Source organism: Terrihalobacillus insolitus (assembly GCF_028416575.1).
Lineage (GTDB): Bacteria > Bacillota > Bacilli > Bacillales > Amphibacillaceae > Terrihalobacillus > Terrihalobacillus insolitus.
In genome coordinates this window covers 1-21176 of record NZ_JAMQKB010000004.1, presented here as the reverse complement: position 1 = coordinate 21176, position 21176 = coordinate 1, and the positions used below count along the sequence as shown (strand labels likewise).

General features: G+C 36.4%; 17 protein-coding genes and 3 pseudogenes. 2 read left to right on the top strand and 18 right to left on the bottom strand.

Going from position 1 to position 21176, the window contains the following annotated elements:
* The first annotated feature begins 157 nt into the window (after window positions 1-157).
* Window positions 158-1045, top strand: coding sequence for a TetR/AcrR family transcriptional regulator (locus NC797_RS05960; protein WP_272435854.1), 888 nt, complete (start codon window positions 158-160; stop codon window positions 1043-1045).
* Between the two features lie 87 nt (window positions 1046-1132).
* Here the strand turns inward: NC797_RS05960 and NC797_RS05955 are convergent.
* The 16 genes and pseudogenes from NC797_RS05955 to NC797_RS05880 form a co-directional block, all read right to left on the bottom strand.
* Window positions 1133-1337 (bottom strand): annotated as a pseudogene (locus NC797_RS05955) (hypothetical protein); the annotation flags it as partial.
* A 479-nt stretch (window positions 1338-1816) separates the two neighbouring features.
* Window positions 1817-2030 (bottom strand): annotated as a pseudogene (cas2, locus tag NC797_RS05950) (CRISPR-associated endonuclease Cas2).
* Between the two features lie 5 nt (window positions 2031-2035).
* A pseudogene (locus NC797_RS05945) lies at window positions 2036-2272 on the bottom strand (CRISPR-associated endonuclease Cas1); the annotation flags it as partial.
* A 474-nt stretch (window positions 2273-2746) separates the two neighbouring features.
* Complete coding sequence (ltrA, locus tag NC797_RS05940; protein WP_272435853.1) at window positions 2747-3913, bottom strand: group II intron reverse transcriptase/maturase; 1167 nt, start codon at window positions 3911-3913, stop codon at window positions 2747-2749.
* 288 nt (window positions 3914-4201) lie between these two features.
* Entirely contained in the window at window positions 4202-4348 is a 147-nt protein-coding gene (locus tag NC797_RS05935) for a hypothetical protein (protein ID WP_272435852.1), read from the bottom strand.
* 438 nt (window positions 4349-4786) lie between these two features.
* The gene (locus NC797_RS05930; RefSeq protein WP_272435851.1) at window positions 4787-6145 is read right to left on the bottom strand and encodes an amidohydrolase family protein; all 1359 of its coding nucleotides are present in this window, start codon (window positions 6143-6145) and stop codon (window positions 4787-4789) included.
* 165 nt (window positions 6146-6310) lie between these two features.
* Window positions 6311-7114: a hypothetical protein gene (locus tag NC797_RS05925; protein ID WP_272435850.1), complete on the bottom strand. Its 804-nt coding sequence runs from the start codon at window positions 7112-7114 to the stop codon at window positions 6311-6313.
* A 40-nt stretch (window positions 7115-7154) separates the two neighbouring features.
* Window positions 7155-7922, bottom strand: a complete 768-nt coding sequence (locus tag NC797_RS05920) for an enoyl-CoA hydratase-related protein (RefSeq protein WP_272435849.1) — start codon at window positions 7920-7922, stop codon at window positions 7155-7157.
* 36 nt (window positions 7923-7958) lie between these two features.
* Complete coding sequence (locus NC797_RS05915; protein WP_272435848.1) at window positions 7959-8627, bottom strand: 3-oxoacid CoA-transferase subunit B; 669 nt, start codon at window positions 8625-8627, stop codon at window positions 7959-7961.
* 28 nt (window positions 8628-8655) lie between these two features.
* Entirely contained in the window at window positions 8656-9345 is a 690-nt protein-coding gene (locus tag NC797_RS05910; RefSeq protein WP_272435847.1) for a CoA transferase subunit A, read from the bottom strand.
* A 42-nt stretch (window positions 9346-9387) separates the two neighbouring features.
* Window positions 9388-10365, bottom strand: a complete 978-nt coding sequence (locus NC797_RS05905) for a fumarylacetoacetate hydrolase family protein (RefSeq protein ID WP_272435846.1) — start codon at window positions 10363-10365, stop codon at window positions 9388-9390.
* Window positions 10366-10477: 112 nt separating this feature from the next.
* Window positions 10478-11017 carry an NADPH-dependent FMN reductase gene (locus NC797_RS05900; RefSeq protein ID WP_272435845.1) on the bottom strand — a complete coding sequence of 180 codons (540 nt, stop codon included), beginning with the start codon at window positions 11015-11017 and terminating at the stop codon, window positions 10478-10480.
* Window positions 11014-11736, bottom strand: a complete 723-nt coding sequence (locus NC797_RS05895; RefSeq protein ID WP_272435844.1) for an alpha/beta fold hydrolase — start codon at window positions 11734-11736, stop codon at window positions 11014-11016. The genes NC797_RS05900 and NC797_RS05895 overlap by 4 nt, the downstream gene beginning before the upstream one ends.
* Window positions 11737-12184: 448 nt before the next feature.
* Window positions 12185-12904, bottom strand: a complete 720-nt coding sequence (locus NC797_RS05890; RefSeq protein WP_272435843.1) for a FadR/GntR family transcriptional regulator — start codon at window positions 12902-12904, stop codon at window positions 12185-12187.
* A gap of 287 nt (window positions 12905-13191) precedes the next feature.
* Window positions 13192-14073: a VOC family protein gene (locus NC797_RS05885; protein ID WP_272435842.1), complete on the bottom strand. Its 882-nt coding sequence runs from the start codon at window positions 14071-14073 to the stop codon at window positions 13192-13194.
* 475 nt (window positions 14074-14548) lie between these two features.
* A complete protein-coding gene (locus NC797_RS05880; protein WP_272435841.1) occupies window positions 14549-15106 on the bottom strand; it encodes an AAA family ATPase in 558 nt (185 codons plus the stop codon).
* A gap of 360 nt (window positions 15107-15466) precedes the next feature.
* Between NC797_RS05880 and NC797_RS05875 the strand changes: the two genes are divergently transcribed.
* The gene (locus tag NC797_RS05875; RefSeq protein WP_272435840.1) at window positions 15467-16519 is read left to right on the top strand and encodes a Fic family protein; all 1053 of its coding nucleotides are present in this window, start codon (window positions 15467-15469) and stop codon (window positions 16517-16519) included.
* 557 nt (window positions 16520-17076) lie between these two features.
* Here the strand turns inward: NC797_RS05875 and NC797_RS05870 are convergent.
* Complete coding sequence (locus NC797_RS05870; RefSeq protein ID WP_272435839.1) at window positions 17077-18960, bottom strand: nuclease domain-containing protein; 1884 nt, start codon at window positions 18958-18960, stop codon at window positions 17077-17079.
* Complete coding sequence (locus NC797_RS05865; protein ID WP_272435838.1) at window positions 18944-20956, bottom strand: McrB family protein; 2013 nt, start codon at window positions 20954-20956, stop codon at window positions 18944-18946. Before NC797_RS05865 ends, NC797_RS05870 begins: the two co-directional genes overlap by 17 nt.
* Between the last annotated feature and the right edge of the window lie 220 nt (window positions 20957-21176).

Below are 21176 nucleotides of genomic sequence, written 5' to 3'. Positions count from 1 at the left end.
GATGCAATCCCTAATTGCTGGCTATTTGGTTCAGTCTAATTTAATCATTTATTTGATCTTCAGAAAAAATGTGCTATTCTAAAAGGGAATCATTAGTTTGGTAACAAGTCTATTTTAAAATGACTAAGTAGTCACCACATAAAGAGGTCGTGAAATAATGAATGAAAAGAAGGAAAAACTTATAAAAACTGCCATTAAGTTATTTGCCGAAAAGGGTTTTCACACTACTTCAATACAAGAAATTGCTGAAAAAAGTGAAGTGTCGAAAGGGGCATTTTATTTACACTTCCATTCTAAGGATGAGTTATTATTAGAAATTTTTAAGTATTATTATGAGATAATGAATGAAAAGATTTATAATGCGTTCTCACCTGAACGAAGCACTAAAGAAAATTTCTTTAGACAGATTGAGGTGCAACTCAGTGAAATACTAGAGCATTCCAGTTTTATTATTACGCAACTACGAGAACAAGCAATTACGCTAAATAAAGATTTAATAGATTTCATGCACTACAAAGAAGTAAAATTGCAAAAATGGTATGAAGGTGTTCTTATAGACATATATGGAGAAGAAATCAAACCTTACGTAATGGATCTCATTTTCATGTTTGAAGGTATTAAAAATAATTTCCTACAAATGCTGATCAAAGATATTATTGAAGTAGACACCCGTAGACTAGCAACATATCTCATTGAAAGATTAGATGATCTTGTCAAGCAGTTGTTGTCTAGGCAAGAGTCACCCCTGATTACGAAGGAACAAATTAAAAGTTCGTATGCAGACCTCGCTTCACCACAGGAGTATATTAAAAAAGAGGTAACGAAAGAATTAATTGAGATGCAAAATCTTATACATGATTTAAATTTAAGTGAAGATAGAGTATGTGAGCTACAAGGAGTGGCAGATTTTCTCTTGTCTGAAATGCAGAAGGCAGAGCCAAAGAAAATTGTGATTCAGGGCATGTTAGCCAATTTTAAGGGAATTTCGGAATTCGATAAGTACCGCAAGTGGATATCGCAAAAGTTAAACGTAAGATTGCTGTAAGACATCTATCACATCTAGATTTTTGTTGAATACTGCAAGATAAGAAAGATCTTAGAAGGAGCTTGGGGGCAGATCCCAAGCTCCTCCTCATGTGCCACAAAAGGTTTGGTAAGGGATGTTTGATAGTGCTGGCGGTGTAGTGTATTCGGTCTGGTCAGGCGTGTGAGCATAAGGGCTTGAAAGAACATCAAGAAGTCTCTTCATTACGCTGTGATTTCCCTTCATCCATTGCTGCTTCTAGTGATTCTGCCACTCGATAGTTCCGCGGTATAATGGCTGGGTTGCTGTTTCGCCAATTTATTGGCCTGTCCTCAGGTGGGACAGCAAGGTAAGTTTTTATGTCCCAGAATACAGACAATACCATCTCTTTTATGGTAAAGTACTTACGATAAAGTAATAACATTAAAAAGACCACAGTTGCAACTGTGGTCCACAGATAAACGATTCCCCCAGGGGGATCGGCTATTCATTGTGAATAGACCTCGCCAAGGTACTTTGTGGGTAAATAGGGAGGTCTATTTCTTATTGATCGAAGTAACGATTAATGGAACGAATGCTCCCTTGCATCATTGATATTTCAATCCACGCACCTATAAAAGATGCGACAGCGATTTTTGATCAAAAAACATAAAATAACATGTTATCAACCAAAAAAACACACTATTTTCTTTATTAATATAAAGAACACAACAAAACAATCACCATAATTTAGGGGGCTTTGACTAAATTTGGTGCGAATGTTGCTATATATTTATGCGCTTCATATTCGCACTAAAAAATCAAAGATCCCTCTAAATCATTTGTTCCAATGTGTTCAACCTTATTCTTATAATTATTTCCTAGCTAATAAAACCTAAGGCTGTCCAAATCTTCATCAATTATTTTAGCAAGTTCTATTTTTATAGACGAAAATTGAGTGGGCATCAACCACACATTCGAACACTGAGTTTTGAACTCTTTGAGCATAATTTTGACATACTTTGATACTTTTCGCAGTCTTTCTAAATCATCACATGCTCTTAACTCTATAATGATAGAAGACAGATGTTGTGAAATATCTTTAAATTGATCTACTGCTACTCGTAGTGGGTAATCTCTTGTCATTCTTTCTAATATCCATTTATTATTGTACACTTTACCAATAATAAAGTTACGTGCAATTTTGGCAGCCATAACCTCATCTTCTGATAGATGATACTGTTTCTTCCTCAAAACTACATTACACCTAGTTTCACCACTTAGTTTATTCTATGACTATGAAACGACCCAATTATTTTCGGATGGCCACCAACTTACCACGCCGCCTTACTTTACACTTCTGTATTTGGTCTGCATGTCGGAATACGGTTCTCTCGATTTTCCGCATCACCTTCAGACACTACCTCACAATAATGCCCTAGATTAGTCTTCACTAGTTGTAACAGCACTCTGGCGGGAGGACTTTCACCTCCGAGAAAACTTACCTTCCAGGATTTATACAGAGCCGTGTTTACACTAGGTAACATACTCCACTCCTTTAACAGTTAGTTCAACGCAATTATTACGCTAGGTGCGACTGCCCGTCGCAGTAGAGTAGGAGGAGGGATTTCGCCCTCCGACCTCTCGTCAAACCGTACGTGCAGATTTCCCGCATACGGCTTTCTCTTCGTCAGTTCCCCATCTCCAGGAGTGAGTGTTGTTCTTCCTTATTTCACTCGTGAATTAGGAACGATATGTGAGTAAGTCAACCATAGAGACTAAACCTGCCTGAGCCAATGCCTTGTTCGGTATGCGCCAATTGGATTCCATTGACCTTTTCTTCCGCATATACGCTCGCACCCTCATCCGAATCCATTCATCTAAACGTTTGAATTTACTCTTCACATTTCCTACCATGAAATAGTTAGAAAATCCTCGGATAACTTCGTTAAGTTTCTGAATCATTTCAATAAGACTTTTTCCTTGTTGTCTTCTTGATAGGTTTCTTATTTTTTCCTTATACTTTCTGATTCTATCCTCTGGAAGCACCATATAGTCTTTCCAAAAATCAAAACCCAGAAAGCGAAATCCTTCGTCAAAATGAACTATTTTTGTTTTGATAGGGTGCATGGTAAGTTGCAGTTTTTGTTCAAGTATCTGTTTGGCGACTTTATAGGCACGTTTTGCATTATTTTGGGTTTTACAAAAGATAATCGCATCATCTGCGAAACGAACAACCGGAAAACCTTCTTCATTCATCTCCCAATCAAATTCATCAAGGTAAATATTCGCTAATAGTGGCGAAATGACGCCACCTTGAGTGGAACTCATGTTCGTGTAATGGAACTGATCATCTTCCAATACACCTGCTTTTAACCACATTTCGATTAAATCAAGCACTTTTCCATCAGTAACTTTATCCTTGATTTTCTTCATGAGTAGCTCATGGGGAATATTATCAAAATAGGACTGAATATCTAAGTCAACCACATATTCATATCCGCTCTTTTTGGCACGTCTGACTATATCCAATGCTTGGTGTTGGGAATGTCCCTTTCGGAACCCATAACTGTGTGGATAAAAGTCTCGGTCAAAAAGCGGTTCAATCATCTGGCGAACTGCCTGCTGGACAATTCGGTCTCTGACTGTGGGTATGCCCAATGGTCGTTTCTTTCCATTATCTTTTGGTATATAATGTCGCAGCACTGGTTGAGGTTGGTAACGACCCTCTTTAAGCAACCGCTGAATCTCTAATAGGTTTTGATTGAGTTGTGTCTCAAACCATAGGATGGTTTCCCCATCCACTCCAGCACTTCCTTTGTTTGCCTTTACGGCATTCCATGCCTCATACAGGTTATCCATACGATACACTTTGTCGATAATGGAATAATATTTGCGTTGTGGTCTCATGATTATCACCACCTTCACGCTTACTCACTACATTGGTCTTATAATCGCTACAAGAGACGATTCCTTACACTTTCCATCATGTTGAAATGCGTGCTTAGGCTATCGCCAATCGCTTCTTTCCAATCATCATGTACTCAGGACGCCAGTCTACCTGTTTCCTTGCACGGTTCTCGTGTTCGGCAGCGCGTTCTTTTGGTAGACCTTTCTTATTTAAGACGATACGTCTCCCACTCACCATTATTCACAATGTTGACGAAGCAAGTTCCCTTCGCCTCCACCTCGCAACTTTTAGTCACGATATGGGTTGGATGACGCTATGCATCCACTCATCCAAGTTTTATCCTCCACACTGTCACCAGCTTTCAACGGCTCGGATTTCATCACTACTACGAAACCTTCCGCCACCTGCAGTACCATCGGTTCAGCTTTCCCCATTAGGGTTATACCTCCCCTACCTAATAATGTTTACCATTAGGAGTCTACAGTGCTTCCCCCAGTAATTACACATTCTTTTCCATCCATCCTGACCCTAATCACGTCGCTGTGTCCTATAGGTCGTTTCCCTTTATCTCGTTTACCTATAGGATATGCGCTTTGCATAAGTTTCCTCGTTTTTCGGGCGAGTCACCCATCATCGCCGCCACCTCTGGTTCACCTAATGTTCCAGGCTGGACTTTGCCTGCAGACCTTTCAGATTCCTCTTCGCAGAGGACACCCTGTCCATCCTGCCTTTAACAGGCGAGGATGTTGCTTTGGCTACGGTACTTCAAAGGGTAAAGTTGCCGTGTGGATTTGAACCACCTAGATTGTGCAACAGTGGGGCACACCAAAAATGAGAGAGATTATAACATCTCTCCCACTTGCCAATAAATATTACAGCGGCTGGTTTGCTTTTAGCTCACTATATTTATTCACTATATATTCTTGAGATTTATTCGCCTTTTTCCGTAAGTCAGCTAAATCAACATTCAAAAGCTTTCCGTTTCTCTTAACACCTTCACCTGCAACAAATACTGAATCAACATTACCTGTGTGAGCACATTGAGTAACTGCAGATACGGGATCATTTACAGGGAACATATTGACATCACTTGTACGGACAAAGATAAAGTCAGCCTCCTTCCCAGGAGTAAGCGTTCCTACTTTATGATCCAATTTTAAAGCTTTTGCACCAGCGTCTGTCGCAAATTCTAATACTTCCCTAGCAGAGAGGTGTAAATCATACGGCATCTCTTGCTTACTTAAAGTTTGATCATTCACTCTTGCACGTTCTGCTTGTAGAGCAGATTTCATTTGTGCAAACATATCTCCACCTGTAGTGGTCACCACATCAACGCCAAATGCTGGATTACCACCATTTTCCATGAACAATCCTGTTGCTGGATAACCATGACCCATGTTCATTTCAATTTCAGGTGTAATAGAAACAGAAGCCCCAGAATCAGCAATCAGCTTATACTCTTCATAGCTTAATGTATTTGCGTGAACAAAATTTAAGTCCGACCCTAAAAGTCCTGCTTGGTGTAATTTTTCAATAGAACGATCAACAGAACCCCAAGTTCCGAACCCTAAGTGCATAGAACAAATGACATCTAGCTCACGAGCCAACTTGATTTCATTAACTGCTGCATCCCATGCACTGAATTCCGGCCCTCTTATCGCTAATCCCATTGTCATTAGTTGATTGTCAGATGAAAAATATTGTTTTCTAATTCTTCTACTATCTTGTATTTCTAACAAACTATCTCTTGACCAATATTCCCCGTCACCTGGCACACCATGGGCAAATACTGAACGAATCCCTGAGTCTTGTAATCCACGTATCAATTCATCCGAATGATCAGGGGAAATGATCATTGACCAATCCAATATAGTTGTAACACCTGCATCTAACGCCTCTAGTGCACCAAGATAATTTGCAACATATCCATCTTCTGGTCTAGATAAACTACCAATATTTCCATAATAAATATTCTCTAAATATTTTGGTAACGACCAATCCGGACCAATATTCCTTACTAAAGATTCCCAAGTATGACGGTGACTATCAACAAATCCTGGCATCACAATCATGTCAGAAGCATCAACTATTTCACTATCAGTTGCTACTATGTTTGGTTTTATATCAAGGATCTTCTTTCCTTCTATTAAAATATCCGCTTTATGAAAATCACCAATATTCTTGTCCAATGTTAAAACCGTACCATTTTTCACTAATAACTTTTTACTCATTCATCTCTCTCCTTTTTCATATTTTTTATTGTAAATAATTACATGAAAAATCAGAAGTTTTATAAGTTAACATACCCTCCTTCATCATAAAATCTTGATGCTTGTTTGCAGTTATAAAGTTCTTAAAATCTATATATAAGTAGATACTAATTGTCACCCAGTCAGTCAGGGATGCGACTCTATATTCGAACTTAAATTATGTTCATTTAAAGCTATTGATTTCCATTTAATATCTACTGTATATTGCGTTTTTAGCATACAATATAAATCTGATATCAACGCATCTCTCCATTGAATAACATCGTATATAGAAAGCGCTTTCTTAACAGAGATTACTAATTGTACTTTTTCAAAATCTACTTGTACTTTATGTAACTTTATAGCACTAATTGCATTAAACTGAACGATATCTTTAACGCATTGAGGGGAAATGATTATTTTATTTTTTTGAAAATATATTGGCTTTACCAGAAGTATTGATTCATTTCGTTTTCCCAATTTAATGACCAATCTTCTAAACCATTTCCCATAAAAAGTACTATCGATTTTCAAAGGAAACACTGGAATCACATGATAATTTTTCGCTCTTCTTGCTCTAGCAATCCTAAGCTCTCTATTTGACTGATATTTTTCAATGGGAATCCATGATATATCAGGTTGTAAATCTAGTCTTTCTACAATTTTTCGGATCATCTTTCTGGATGTCCCGATAATTAAAATGGATCTGATGTCTGATTTTTGCAAGTATTGATATACCTCATTTCGTTGACGATCAGAAAAGAAGGTTGCGCGCTTAGTAGCAGCTATAAATGAATTTTCATTCTTAGCTGATTTTCCTGCTACTTTACGCTTATTTATAATTAATAAACCATCATCAATGATTGCATCAGCTTCGTAATCTTTTAATACTTGCATCGCCTTATGACTCTTTCCCGTCCCACTCTTTCCATAAAGACCATATATTTCCATGCCCGTGCTCCTAGGTCAAATACTAATATGAATCTTTGTATTACTTGAAATTCGGATATCTCTTTTCAACAAATGCTAAACAACCTTCATGAAAATCATCTGGATCAACAAAATCCCATGCCATATCATTTTTATATGAGGATGTATCTATCGCTTCTTTGACTGCATTTAATGAAGCTCTAGATTGTCTACCGATGTATTCTGCTAAACTGATGGTATATCGATCAAGTTCGGTACTTGAAACAACTTTATTCAATAGACCTAGTTTCTCAGACTTATCTGAATCATATATTTCATTGGTAAATACCATTTCTTTTGTATAGCTAGGTCCCACCAAACTGGCTATCCTTCTCACAAATGAAGGACTTAGTTTAATACCTAATCTTGAAACCGGAATCCCCATACTGACCAACGGTGTACCAACCCTTAAATCACATGCAAGTGAAAGTACAAAACCTGCCCCAATTGATGGGCCATCTAAAGCACCTATGACGGGGATCGGCAAGTTTTCATAAATAGAAATTGTTTCTTCCATACATTCAAAAGCTTCATTTGCCTCGGTAACACTCATTTGGCAAAATTCTTTTATATCAGAGCCCGCTGTAAAATTTCCAGAAATGCCTCTTAGAATTACCACTTTATTCTTGGGTCGCGATTGTATTTGTCGTCCAATTTCAGCAAGTTCTCCCCACATTCTTTTGGTAAGAGCATTCCGAGCGTCTGGACGATTTATTGTAACGATTGCAATCTTAGCTGTTTCTTGTAAACTTATTTTTCCATCTGGAGCTCTTTTAATCATAACCCGCATTATATCGCCTCTTTTTGAAATTAATAGATTTCCACCTTAAAAGGCATCTAACTTTACGTCTGCATCAATTATTAATTCAGGTTCTGTCAATGATTGTATTTCTTCAATTGTCGATCCTTTAGCAACTTCAACCAGCTTAAGGCCATTTATTGTAACTTCTATGACTGCTAAATCGGTTATAATATGATTCACTACCTGCTTTCCCGTTAACGGTAGTGTGCATTGTTTTAATATTTTAGAGAGGCCTTTTTTACTCACATGCTCCATAATAACCAGTACTCGTTTTGCACCATTTACTAAATCCATAGCACCACCCATCCCTTTTACGGACTTACCAGGAATCATCCAATTAGCTAAATCTCCATTTTCAGCAACTTCCATACCGCCTAATATGGCTAGATCAATATGCCCTCCTCTAATCATGGCAAATGATTCTGCACTATCAAAAAAGGCAGCACCTTCTATCGTTGTGACAGTCTCTTTTCCTGCATTGATTAAATCAGGGTCTATTTCTTTTTGATCTGGATAAGGACCGATTCCAAGTAATCCATTTTCAGATTGTAAAACTACTTTTTTATCATGAGGTATGTAGTTTGCAATTAATGTAGGCATCCCAATGCCTAAATTGACGTAACTACCATAGACAATTTCTTTTTCTGCTCGTTCTGCAATTTTTTGACGAGTCGCAATCTTATCTGATGACATCGTACCCCCCCCTAAACGTAAAATAAAATTAATTTTTGACTGTCCGTTTTTCTATTGGCTTCTCTTGCTTTCCAATGATTAGACTTTGTACATAGATACCTGGTGTATGAACCATATCTGGGTCTAAATCACCTGATTTTATCAATTCTTCCGTTTCGACGATTGTTACTTTTCCTGCTGATGCCATCATCGTATTAAAATTACGAGCTGTTTTATTAAATCTTAAATTACCCATTTCATCTGCTTTTGAAGCTCTTATTAAACTGAAGTCCGCTTCAAGGGATTCCTCATATAAATATTCTTTACCTTTGATCACTCGAGACTCTTTATGATCAGCAACCGGTGTGCCTACTCCTGCTGGTGTATAAAAAGCAGGTATTCCTGCACCACCAGCTCTTATTTTCTCAGCTAGTGTTCCTTGTGGAGTTAATACCACTTCTAATTCACCGGAAATAAGTTGTCGCTCAAACTCTTTGTTCCCACCAACATATGAACCAATCATCTTCTTTATTTGTTTATTTTTAAGAAGTAGACCTAAGCCAAAATCATCTACGCCACAGTTATTTGAGATAATAGTTAAATCTTTAACCCCTTTATCAACGAGTGCTAAAATAAGGTTTTCTGGAATTCCAACTAGTCCGAACCCTCCAACCATAATAGTAGCTCCATCATGTATATCTCGTACTGCATCTTCAAATGATTGAAAAATAGTTTTCATTACGACTTTCCTTTCATCAAACTCCATCGATTAATGAAGCGTTCACTGAGTCTTTGTTTTCAGATAAAACTTTACTTTGTTTTCTTGAACACCTAGATTGATTTCTCCGTCAAGACTTTTAATTTCACACCTTACAACATCACCTTCAGTTAAATAGTGACCATTCTCTCGTTGACCTTCATTTAGACGAGCAATTTTATCATCAAGCTTTGCGACAGGATTAGATAATTGATCAAAGTCTTCTGATGTTAATTTAAGCGCTACACCACCGGGGGTTCCTGTTAAAAGTAAGTCGCCAGGATAAAAACTCATAAAACCTGAAAGCTCTTTTAAACTTTCTTCTGGTTTATATAAAAGTTGTTGCGTAGATGCTGATTGTCTGACTTCACCATTAACGGTTAATGTTAATTCAAGGTTATGAAGATAAGAAGTATCTTCAGGTTCAATGAGGTAAAGGATAGGACCTACCGGGCAGAAGGAGCGATAACTTTTCGCTTTATACCACTGTCCTTCTGTGAATTGAACATCTCTGGCTGATACGTCATTCGCGATAACAAACCCAGCAACATATTCATGAAAATTATCTTTATCTACATTCACTTCTTCTGTAATTTCTTTTTTGATCACAAGTCCTAATTCAATTTCGTAATCTAGTAGATTTACATGAGATGGACTTAAGATATCATCGTTCGGACCTGAAATTGAGCTCGGTGCTTTTGTGAAAATCAAGTTGAATGGCGGTCGTTCTCCCTGCAATCCAGCTTCTTGTCTATGTGCACTATAGTTAGCACCCTGGCAGACAACTTGAGCTGGTGAAGTAACGGGACTTAACAGTTGTATTGCAGACAACGCGATCCCATTATTACTTCTAGATAAAGTATTTTTAGCTTCTTGGACTCCTTCTTCTAAAAAAGTTGCTAATGTACGATAATGGCCTGGAATTGGATATACTTGCTCACCTTTTACTACGCCCCACTTTGTATTCCCTTTGTCGCTATATCTGACTATACTGATTCCCATATAATTTCCCCCTCGTATAAGATAACGCTTTTATAACTAGTAATTTTTAATTAATAATATTATATGATTAATATATTCTTTATGTCAACTTAATATCCTGAATATTCCGAATCTAACTATCTTGTATGAACTTAACAAATGTTTTAATCACCGAGTCAAGAAAGTCAATTGTCGGCTGATCAACAAGTTGACCATTTTCGTCCAATTTATCTTGAACTCTTCCTATAAATACTTCATTACCTGGTAATACCTTTGCAGCAATTCCAGGAGAAGCAAAAATTTGTCTTAAATGCATCTGGCAGCGTACTGTCCCAAGCAGACCAGTTGACGCCCCTACTATTAGAGCAGGCTTTCCAATCATCACCCGATCCACGCGTGATAGCCAATCAATAGAATTTTTCAAAATGCCTGGAACAGAATGATTATACTCTGGTGTTACAATAAGTACAGCATCTGCTTCCTTTATTGTTTTTTTAAAATCTTTAACTACTGTAGGTTGATCTTCTTCAATAGTTTGATCAAAAAAAGGAAGCGCTTTTATACTTAAAAACTGCAAATTCATCTCTTCTTTATAACGATTTTTTATAAAATTAGCGACGTACTGATTATATGAATCTTTTCGAATGCTTCCTACCAATCCAACTACTTTCATTGTTTCGTGTCCTCCTTTGTCTCTTGAATGACATCTTGGAAGTTATTTAGTAGATTGGCTAAAGCTTCTGGCTGTTCCAACATAAGATAATGACCACAGTCATTCACAACTGAAACATCTGCATTTGGCTTGAGCTCTTTTACTTCCTTAGATACTTCCCTAGGTACCATTCGATCTTCATTTCCGTATACACACATTAACGGTACATCTATTTTTGTAAATTTTTCTTTACCCTCTTTATAGTCATCGCACGCCTTGAAATCTCTGTATGTTCGTTGAATAGATACGAGCTCAATTTCTTTTTTTTCTTCTTTTAATAGTTTCTGGTCAGTTCCTTTATGATATGAAGCATAAAATAGACCGTCAGGAAACACTTCTTGCTTTAAGCTTTCTAAAATTTTCGGATGCACAGGAAGGGTAAAATGGCTATTTATCAAAACTACTCCTTTAACATGTGGATTGGAACTAGCAACATCTACAGAAACAAGTCCACCCATGGAGTGACCTACGATAATCACATCATCATTTATCTGACTTTTAATATAGTCAGCAAGATCACTTATAGTAGATGTTGATTGATCTTGGATTTGATCTCGTCCTGGCAAATTAATATATTGATTTTCCTCATTATTTAGTTTCTTACGTAAAGACCTCCATTTGCTTGCAGTACCACCTGCACCATGGATAAATAAAAACGCTGGTTTTGACGCTTCACCCATATTTTCCTCTCCAATACTTTTTAATTTCTTTATATAATAATATAATATTATTAATTAAATATGTCAAAACATTTAGATTCCTTTAAGCATAAAATTATCTTAAAATTACTTTTAAATATTCTACATTCGCTTGAAATTAAATTTAAATCATGCCGCACCCATGTACGGAAGTACAAAAATTTTATCAGACATTATTTCCGCTAAAATAAATACTCAATATCAGTAAAACTACTAGATAAAATACTAGATAACGGAACCTGTGTCCGATAAGGTAGATTAAATGTATAATTTGTTAGGAACTGATGTCCTTTAGTAAGTTCGCTCTGATATTCCAGCCTACGGATTATTAACTTGGAGGAGAGATTTATATACAAAACTTTTATTTAAAAACAACAAAAAAGACCAGAATATCCTCTTGGCCTTAAAATGTATTTCTTATGTCATTCAATTAAGAGTCGGCATTTTCAATAAGTTGGCCCACTCGTAGAAGTAAATCATGCATTTTTTGATAAGCTAATCCACCATCACGGGCACACACTGCTTCCATTAAGGCCTTATGCCATTGAATGACTTCTGTATTAGATTCGGTATAAGTGTTATGATGTGTTTGTTTTAATGATTTAATGCTTGTCTGCCTACTTTGTAATAATGATGAATGTAATGTTTTTATTAAGCTAAGCATCAATTCATTGTGTGATGCAACCAAAATGCTATTATGAAATTCATAATCACATTTTGCCCATTCTGCGTCGTCTTCTAACGAATCTTCTAACCTCTTGAAACATTCACGAATACACTTCAGATCTTCATCTGTTGCATTCATAGCTGCTAATTTTACTGCAGCCGGTTCGATCGCTAGGCGCACTTCATTTAACTGTAGAAGCATTTCTCTAGTTACTCCTGAGTTTAATCCCCAGGATAACACATCTTGATCCCACCATTGCCATTCACTTCTGTCCTTGACCATCGTCCCTATTTTAGTTGATGATTCTATCAGTCTACGTGCAGATAATCCCTTCAAAACCTCTCGGACTACAGTACGGCTAACACCCTTCATTTCGCTTATAGCTTCAACTTTAGGTAATATATCTCCTGGTTTCAAATCACCCTGAACAATCTCCATTCCTAAATCGTGTAGCAATTGCTCACTTAAATTTCGAGGTGACATACGTATTCATTCCTTTCTACTACTGCATCTACCTTTTTTATATTAGAAGAATGTTTCACTTCTCAAATTAATTATTCCATACATTAAATAATATCATAGTATCATTTATGAAACTATAAGAATTTACATACTAAAAGTATAAGTTAAAGACACCTAGCATAAAATTTCGATATACATTTGAATTGACTAGACTTCCATTGATAATAAGGATTCATAAATTTATAAAAGCACCTTACCAATAGTAAGATGCTTTTATGTAGCAACACGTCAAAGGTCATGCTCAACTATTAAACTAATGCTTTTTCAAAATCCACTCCCCATAACGAAAGACATTCATCTGTACTCCATACTTTAGGCTTTTGTGGGAAGTCCTTATGCCAAGGGCGAGGTTCAAAAATGCCTAATTCTTTAATATAAATATCCGCATCTGTAAATAATTCGATTAAATTCCCTTCAGCATCTTCGTGATAGCATGCAATATTATGGCCTGCTCCATGTCTAGAAGGCCCCCATATAAGGTTCTTATTGTTTAATCTTAAGAAATCAAGCTTTTCTACTAGATGTGAGTAATTTCTCATTTCAAAGGCAATGTGATGCATGCCTTTGTGTTCTGAAGTAAAGAAATTCAGAACATGATGATCGTAGTTACAAGTCATAAATCCGAAGAAGCTTTCAATCCAATCGGTATTATGGAAACCTAGTTGTTTATAAAACTCCACTTGCTTCTTGGCATCTTTTACCCGTAATGATAAATGCCCCAATTTATTAGGAAGAATACCTTTTGTTTTAAAACCAGGATTTGTCATAGTCATCTCAGGGTATAAATGCACCTCATATCCTTCTGGGTCAGTAAATTGAAGATATTGATAAATACCAGGCTTTACATCTGTTTTTAATTCGGTTGTAATTCCAAAGTTTAAATTCAAGTATTCAGCTACTTCTTCTATTCCTAAGTCAGATTTATATTGTAACCCAAAACTACGAATTCCAGATTCATTGGAAGGTGTAAGAACGATATTGTGATGATCTGTAGAACTACTGAAATAAGCGCTTCCACCAGGGCCGTATTCAGTCAATGTAAACCCCATCGTATCTGAATAATAGGTAGACATTGCTCTCATATCTTTAGCATCAAACTCAACAAAGCCTAGTTTAAAAATATCAATCATGTTACTCTCCCCTTTATTACATTTATTTTCTTCATTAATAATATTATAATATTATTTAACTATTAATATGTCAAGCGCTTACATAATAAACTTATTTGAATTTTTATAATTAAAAGTTTAAATGTATAACTAAACTTTCGGTGCGACCGAGCATAGGTCGTGTAATTAAACAGGTGGATCACCCCCTATCAAGGGGCTAGCCGACCTTCCCTAACAGAACATTATCTTACTAGATTGTAACTATAGTTCCAACAAAAACAAACATATGTTTCTTTTTCGAATTCTTCGTTTTACTAAGGTAAATTAGCAAAAACAATCTTCTTTCACCATGCCTAGACACACTATTTAAGTCTATTCCCTTTCTTGTTTTCTCCTTCTACTGTTTGTTTCCAACCAACAGAACAAATAGTAGCAATGGGCTTCGTATGAGCTATATGCGGTTTAATGATAGATAGTTCCATAGGCCACACCCTTTTTATAATTTAAAACGACTTTTAATCATTTTTGCTACTTCGTCAGGACTTAGGTTGGTATTGTTTATCCTTAGATAGTTTTCCTTAATAATTTCTCCTTCATTTGTGTTCAATCTAAGGCTTTCCATCGTACTTAGTAATTCCTGTTCAGATTGCTTAATATTTCGTTTCGTCGGCTTTTGCTCAAGTCTATTAGATGTCTTATTGCGCTTAAGCCTCTCTTCTAAGTCAGCTTCCAACTCAACAAAATATAAATCAGCTCCCTGAGAATTGAAAATGTCACAGATTTTATCAACAAACTCCCAATCTTCTTTTTCGTCAAATGACCAAACAAATGTAAATATCATTCCATACTTGTCACTAGTTGAAAAAGATTTAAATATCTCCTCACGAAATAAATTTGACAATCTCCACATTTCGGGACTAAATCCAAAATGTGGTTCAAGTAAGTCAATCGTCATGTGATTGTGAAATAATGTTAAATCAGTGATTTTTGATAACTGTTGACCAACTGTCATTTTACCAACGGCTTGAGGTCCAAATAATAAAACGAACTTCATACATTCTCCTCCTGGCATTACTAGAATTGTTCTTGCTTCTAATTCAGCGATTTTTGAACACGTATTAATTTATAGTTTACAGTTTTTTATCCTACTCTGACAGTATGAATATAAACCCTCAAACATCAGTATTGACCAAACGAACACTATAATCTAAAATACTACTCAATTATATTGCAAATGAATATAATTAATCCTATACTAAACTTATAAACATATTCATTTATGGTTATTATGATCATATTTAACACAAAATAATATAGATTTAATTCTTTTTTTAATCAACCCAAACACAAATAAACATAATCATTTACACTTCTTTTGAGTATTTTATCATTTACAGTTAATGGAGGAAATTGAATGAGAAATTACGATTATATTTCACTAAAAAAATTACTGCTTCCTATGGAAACGGTAAGCCTAATATCAAAGATAAATGAATATAAAGGAAAACAAGAGCTATATAAGCAGCAAGCACCACAAGTTCTTAAAACTCTTAAAGACGTTGCTGTTATTCAATCAACAAAGGCATCTAACGCCATTGAGGGAATCATCATTACAGACAAACGATTAAAGGGGTTAATGGAAAATAAGACAAGTCCATTTGATAGATCTGAGGGAGAAATTGCAGGATATAGAGATGTTTTAAATCTAGTCCATGCTTCATTTGAGGGTATTCCAATTAATCCTAATGTCATTCTGCAACTGCATCGCCAACTATTCCATTATATTGCAACTGAAGGCGGCAAGTGGAAAAATGTAGATAACGTCATCAGTAAACATTTACCTGATGGAAAGAAATTTGTTCGTTTTGTTCCTGTATCCTCATCCGAAACTCCAGAGGCCATAGATTCACTCTGTCATGAACTAAATGAACGTATGAGTAAAGAAGATATTGAACCTCTCATATTGATTAGTTTATTTATATTAGACTTTTTATCAATACACCCTTTTAATGATGGAAATGGAAGAATGGCACGTATACTAACATTACTACTCTTATATAAATTTGGTTATGAAGTTGGTCGTTATATTAGTTTAGAAAAAATAATTGAAAATACAAAAGAAAGCTACTACGAAACATTACGTCTATCATCACAAGGATGGCATGAAAATGAAAATGAAAATGACATTTTCCCTTGGGTGAATTATATTTTAGGTACTTTTGTAGCAGCTTACAAGGAATTAGAGTCAAGAGTGGGTATTGTTCAAACAGGTAAAGGGAATAAAGCAGCTAGAATTAAGAAATATATCGAAAATAAAACCGGGTTCTTTACGAAAGAAGAAATTCGTAAAGCTTGTCCAGATGTGAGCGAATCAACGATAAACCGAGTTCTGAATGAGCTTAAAGATCAAAATCTTATAGAGCCGACTGGGTTGGGAAGAAACGCAAAATGGAAAAAGAATCATTAAATAGAGCTAATTGCGATGTCCCAAACCCCTTGTGTTTCAAGGGGGATTAAAGAGGGGAAAAAAATCCACCCAAAAAAAGAGGCTAAATAGGTTCAATTCCGCGTGGTTTGTGCTCCTTGGATCTTTTCACTGATGACTGTTAATGACGCATCAAATTCAAAGGTTTGACTAGTATGTCTCCATAAAAAGTACAAATCATAGCCTTATGAGTTTATTTCGCTGCATCAACAACCGCCGCAACCAATAATAAATTGTCTCTTCCTACATTTCAAACAAAATCAGCCCATCTACTTCCATTTTTACCTTGAATATGATTGAATGATGTATATGCCATCGTTTTCATCTCCTTTGGTCGGGATAGTAATTTTGGAAGTTCTATGATAGGTACTTCTATTTTACAATGAAAACGGTGGTCTTTTTTATGATTTGGAACTATTTACTATACTCGGCAACCGTAATTTAGAATTACTTTTTTCGTTATTTTTCTACTCGTGCAATGTCCCTAAGGAAGCACGAGCTCCGTCCCCACGCTTCCACACGCTTCCAGTCACCCGCACCTACCTGTTCTTCTGAATCCATTCGGAAACTAAAGCGGTTAGCTCCTCTTTTCCGGTTATATCATAAATGGATGTTGCGTTAACTTTAGGTAAGTACTGGAGAAAGATTCCGCAGCTTTCCGGACAAACGATGGGCTGGGCTTCACTACCAGGATAGACACAAACGACCTGGCCAATAGCATGGCGTTCGAAGTTATTTAGTTCCCGGATATACATGATCTTCCAGTATTCGTACATTTGTTCCATTGCGCGGGTTTGACCTTGCCTATGAAAAATATTATGAAATGGACTATATTTAACCTCAACAATAAAGGTGTTTTTATAGAACCAATTCCCATCTGACTTCTTATATAAGTCGATACGGATATCCGGTTTTCTTTTACCGCCCCCACTATAGAAATGGGTCTTTCTTTCGAGAGCTACATTAGCGTCAGGTTCAATGTCCTCATCATAGGTCAGATTAATGAGTGTATCATCCTTAACGAGCGATACCTTCGTCCCGTCCCTTAGACCGTCTTGGTAGAAGGTTCTTAACAGCTGTTCGGTTAGCGTTTCTTCCTCTGCATCATACCCAAGCTCCTGAAGAATAGTTAACATCCCAAAATATACATAGTATTCATAAAGGACATAAGTAGGCTTATAGACCGGAAGTACAGTAGAATCATTCCCCTTTACCTTATTAAGCGAATGGGACGCCCTCCATACTTGGTGAAACAGATGGTATCCTGGATGCTTTCCAACCATCAATCGCTTCGGTGGATCAAGGGTAACTGCCCTCCAAAAATTTGAATGAATTTTGCCAGTTAACGTTCTTTTAAAAAGCTCTACCTTTTTTAGTAGGTTACTCATTTGGTCTAGCTGTCCTTTTTGTTTTTGAAAGCTAATTTCCTTTCCAAAGATGGTACTACTGATCCTCTGTTTTTCACGCTCTGTGATTCGCTTTGCATTCTCTATTGTTTCCCGAGTGGCTTTCAGTTCTTCGAGTTCACTTTTCATTTTATCCAAATAGTTCAATTGATCCGTATAGATCTTTTTAAGAAAATGAATACCTTGCCCCATTTGCGAAAGGATATCATACGTTCTTATCTTCACTAACCGATTTATATCGAGATCAAAGGTGGAGTCATACAATTTGTTGAGATACTTTGTTCCTCTAAAAATACTTCCCTTATAGCTTGCTTCAAAGCGCAGGCTTTTGTTATCAAGACGTCTTGGCTGTTCACCAATTTGATACGATGGTTGAATGTCATGATAACCATTTTGTTCAATCATTTTAAGACTACTCAATAATTTAGTCTCGATACTCTCATACCACCTGAAATAGTGCCAATAACTGTGATTTTCAAAGTCCGATAGGTTCCCGTTCCCTAGGGCCTTTTTGTGATGGATATAATCTTGAGCTAAACCATTAAGATTTTGATTAATCACCTCATGGATATGTTCAAGCTGATTGCTGTCGACATTTTTCGGATCAATTTTAAAGCCGCCAAAATATACTCTGTTATTAAAATAAACTTCAAAGTGATAGGTCCCACATCTCCAAGGGTACTCTTCTCCTCGTCCATTTTGATAGAGAATATGAACCGGATTATTTCTCGATAAATGAAACGAATTTGTATTTTCCTCCGCCTCGTTTTCATTCATCTTATTCCATACAATTTTAATATCAAGGTCCTCACCTGTTCGAAGCTCAATCATAACATCTTTTAGTTCAGTGATAGGATAAATATATTGATGGATCATGTGTGACTTTGTGGTTAATCCGGTTACGTCTAGCACCTCTTGATGGAGACCTTGTCCAACAACGATCTTAAGTAAAAATGGTAGATGCTCTGTATTGTCAATTAAAAGGGGGATATTCCTTGTTTTAGTTAACGAATCCATAGATCATCAGCTCTTTCGCCTTATTTTTTAACGTGTCAATGGATTGGTCAAAATCGGACACTTTTTGCCCTACCTCAGATTTTAACAGCATCGTAATTGAGCCCTCGTTATAGTCGCCGTCAATCTGACTACCAACTAGGGGTTCAATATACGATTCAATACCGTTAATCTTTGTTAACACTCGTTGTTTAAGCTGTAGATCAAAGGCATCTCTCCGGTCAATCACTAATGTACCCGTTTCAGTTGCAGGGATGTTAGTAAGAAAATCAGCAATTCCCAAAGCTACACGGAAGGAAACACCCTTTTGGATGTCACTACTGCTCAGTAGATTGTGGAGCTCATCAAGCAGATGTATTTCTTCAACCGTCAAGTTTTTTAATCCTTTCTGGGTGTCTTTTGTTGCCCATTTCCGGTAGATGGTCGTGTAGACGTCTAGGGTCTCTAGCTTCCCTTTTTCCCCATGATCATATGCTAGTGATTCAGCAAAGGACATTTTATTAGGACTAATGACGTTCGATCGGTCTAACAATCGGTCCGAGAAGCTTTTTGTCGTCTCGTCGAAATTGACGGTGCCAACAAAGATCACATTATTTCCAATTTTGATTTTTGGCTTGTATTTTCCGTTAATACAGTGACTATTTTCGTTAAAAAGGGAGAGGAACCTTTTATCTTCATCAAGTTCTAAAAGGGAGATGAATGGGCTAAACCAATGCTCAACCTGTGATAGGTTCATTTCGTCAAAAATAACCATGTACATTCGCTCAGGATACTGCTCAGCCTCTAAAAGTAATTTAACTAACCCTGTTTCACTTTCATGGTATACCCCGGTCGTCGGATTTAAGTAGCCTAATATGTCGTTTGGTTCATGGTATGACGGCGAAACAGGAATCATCACAAGGTTTTTCCCGAATTCTAAGCCCATCGTTTCTCCGTACAGCTGCGCCAATTGTGATTTTCCAGTCCCTGACATCCCTCCAATAATTGTTAAGAGGTTCGTTTTCATACTTATATGGAACGAGCTTAAGTCAAGCTGTTTATAGAAAAGCCCTTTGATCTTTGCGTTTTCCTCTAATCTTTTAATAAACTCTATTTCTTCTTTGTTATGTTTGTATGTCATTTTTATACTAGAAGAGCTACTCATCGGTCTTTTCTTTATGCCGATCGGTTCTGCTAATTCGGTTGCAGCTATCTCATCAAGCTTTAAAACAGCCTCGACAACCTTTTCACTTAGACTACTATCAGATTCGTGCATTAAATCACGAAGCTCCATTATTTTCGAAATATCGATAAAATAAATATGACTATCAATGGTAGCGTCGACCATATTGTAAAATTTGTCATTTAATTCTTTATAGGTAACGTTAAAGGATACGTCCTGTGTATACGTCGTCGGATTTGGGCTTGTATTTAAATACACACTATAAATTGTACCTTCATAGAATAAAAACTCAGGCTGCTCAAAAATATGAGGATACATTCTTAAGGTAAAGGGACGGCCTTTATCAACGAGTTTTTTCTCGAAATCTTCCTTATTTTCATCTAGTCTTAACTCTGGCCCAGGGATAATTCCATATTCCTTTGCCGGTACAATGTCATCTTCAATTTTTAAAATTTCAACATATAGAAACTCTGGTCTTGCCGTCAAAGTAAATACGATTAATTTATTATGAAGCAGTTCTCTGACCTTATCCTTTTTTTCAAAATGGGGTAATCGATCATACTTAATATAGTCATTAAATTTCTTTAAATTGTTCTTACTTTGCGTACTGCCAGTAAATATTTTGTTAGGATAATAGAATTGAGCTGAAACTTCATCTGGAATTGGTGATAAACATTTTATATAGAATTGTATATCGTCTTGGAATTCATCTTTATATCGAACCGGCTCGTCCATGATCGTTAAGGAAAGCTCGTCTTCCTTGACCAACCGACCAACAAATACCGCATCACTTAGCTTTCTTTCAACTTCTGAGTTTAATCTATGTTTTAACCTCATATCTTAATTCTCCTTCCAAATAATAAGTGATTTTTCTTATGATATTTTCAATCCCGTTGCTCACTAATTTATAGGTGAATTGCTTACTTTTAACCCGAGTTTGGCGTTAAATTTTTCCAATTGCAGTCGTATCAAGGGTTAGAGGCATGTAGAAAAAAGCTTGTTGTCACTACATGCTCTTTTTTAGTTTTTCCACTATTTTTTTAATGCTTGTTTGCTT

Bases quoted from the DNA above. Each gene is read 5' to 3' on its own strand.
- NC797_RS05960 (WP_272435854.1), top strand. From the start codon at position 158: ATGAATGAAAAGAAGGAAAAACTTATAAAAACTGCCATTAAGTTATTT.
- ltrA (WP_272435853.1), bottom strand. From the start codon at position 3,913: ATGAGACCACAACGCAAATATTATTCCATTATCGACAAAGTGTATCGT.
- NC797_RS05935 (WP_272435852.1), bottom strand. From the start codon at position 4,348: ATGGGGAAAGCTGAACCGATGGTACTGCAGGTGGCGGAAGGTTTCGTA.
- NC797_RS05930 (WP_272435851.1), bottom strand. From the start codon at position 6,145: ATGAGTAAAAAGTTATTAGTGAAAAATGGTACGGTTTTAACATTGGAC.
- NC797_RS05925 (WP_272435850.1), bottom strand. From the start codon at position 7,114: ATGGAAATATATGGTCTTTATGGAAAGAGTGGGACGGGAAAGAGTCAT.
- NC797_RS05920 (WP_272435849.1), bottom strand. From the start codon at position 7,922: ATGCGGGTTATGATTAAAAGAGCTCCAGATGGAAAAATAAGTTTACAA.
- NC797_RS05915 (WP_272435848.1), bottom strand. From the start codon at position 8,627: ATGTCATCAGATAAGATTGCGACTCGTCAAAAAATTGCAGAACGAGCA.
- NC797_RS05910 (WP_272435847.1), bottom strand. From the start codon at position 9,345: ATGAAAACTATTTTTCAATCATTTGAAGATGCAGTACGAGATATACAT.
- NC797_RS05905 (WP_272435846.1), bottom strand. From the start codon at position 10,365: ATGGGAATCAGTATAGTCAGATATAGCGACAAAGGGAATACAAAGTGG.
- NC797_RS05900 (WP_272435845.1), bottom strand. From the start codon at position 11,017: ATGAAAGTAGTTGGATTGGTAGGAAGCATTCGAAAAGATTCATATAAT.
- NC797_RS05895 (WP_272435844.1), bottom strand. From the start codon at position 11,736: ATGGGTGAAGCGTCAAAACCAGCGTTTTTATTTATCCATGGTGCAGGT.
- NC797_RS05890 (WP_272435843.1), bottom strand. From the start codon at position 12,904: ATGTCACCTCGAAATTTAAGTGAGCAATTGCTACACGATTTAGGAATG.
- NC797_RS05885 (WP_272435842.1), bottom strand. From the start codon at position 14,073: ATGATTGATATTTTTAAACTAGGCTTTGTTGAGTTTGATGCTAAAGAT.
- NC797_RS05880 (WP_272435841.1), bottom strand. From the start codon at position 15,106: ATGAAGTTCGTTTTATTATTTGGACCTCAAGCCGTTGGTAAAATGACA.
- NC797_RS05875 (WP_272435840.1), top strand. From the start codon at position 15,467: ATGAGAAATTACGATTATATTTCACTAAAAAAATTACTGCTTCCTATG.
- NC797_RS05870 (WP_272435839.1), bottom strand. From the start codon at position 18,960: ATGGATTCGTTAACTAAAACAAGGAATATCCCCCTTTTAATTGACAAT.
- NC797_RS05865 (WP_272435838.1), bottom strand. From the start codon at position 20,956: ATGAGGTTAAAACATAGATTAAACTCAGAAGTTGAAAGAAAGCTAAGT.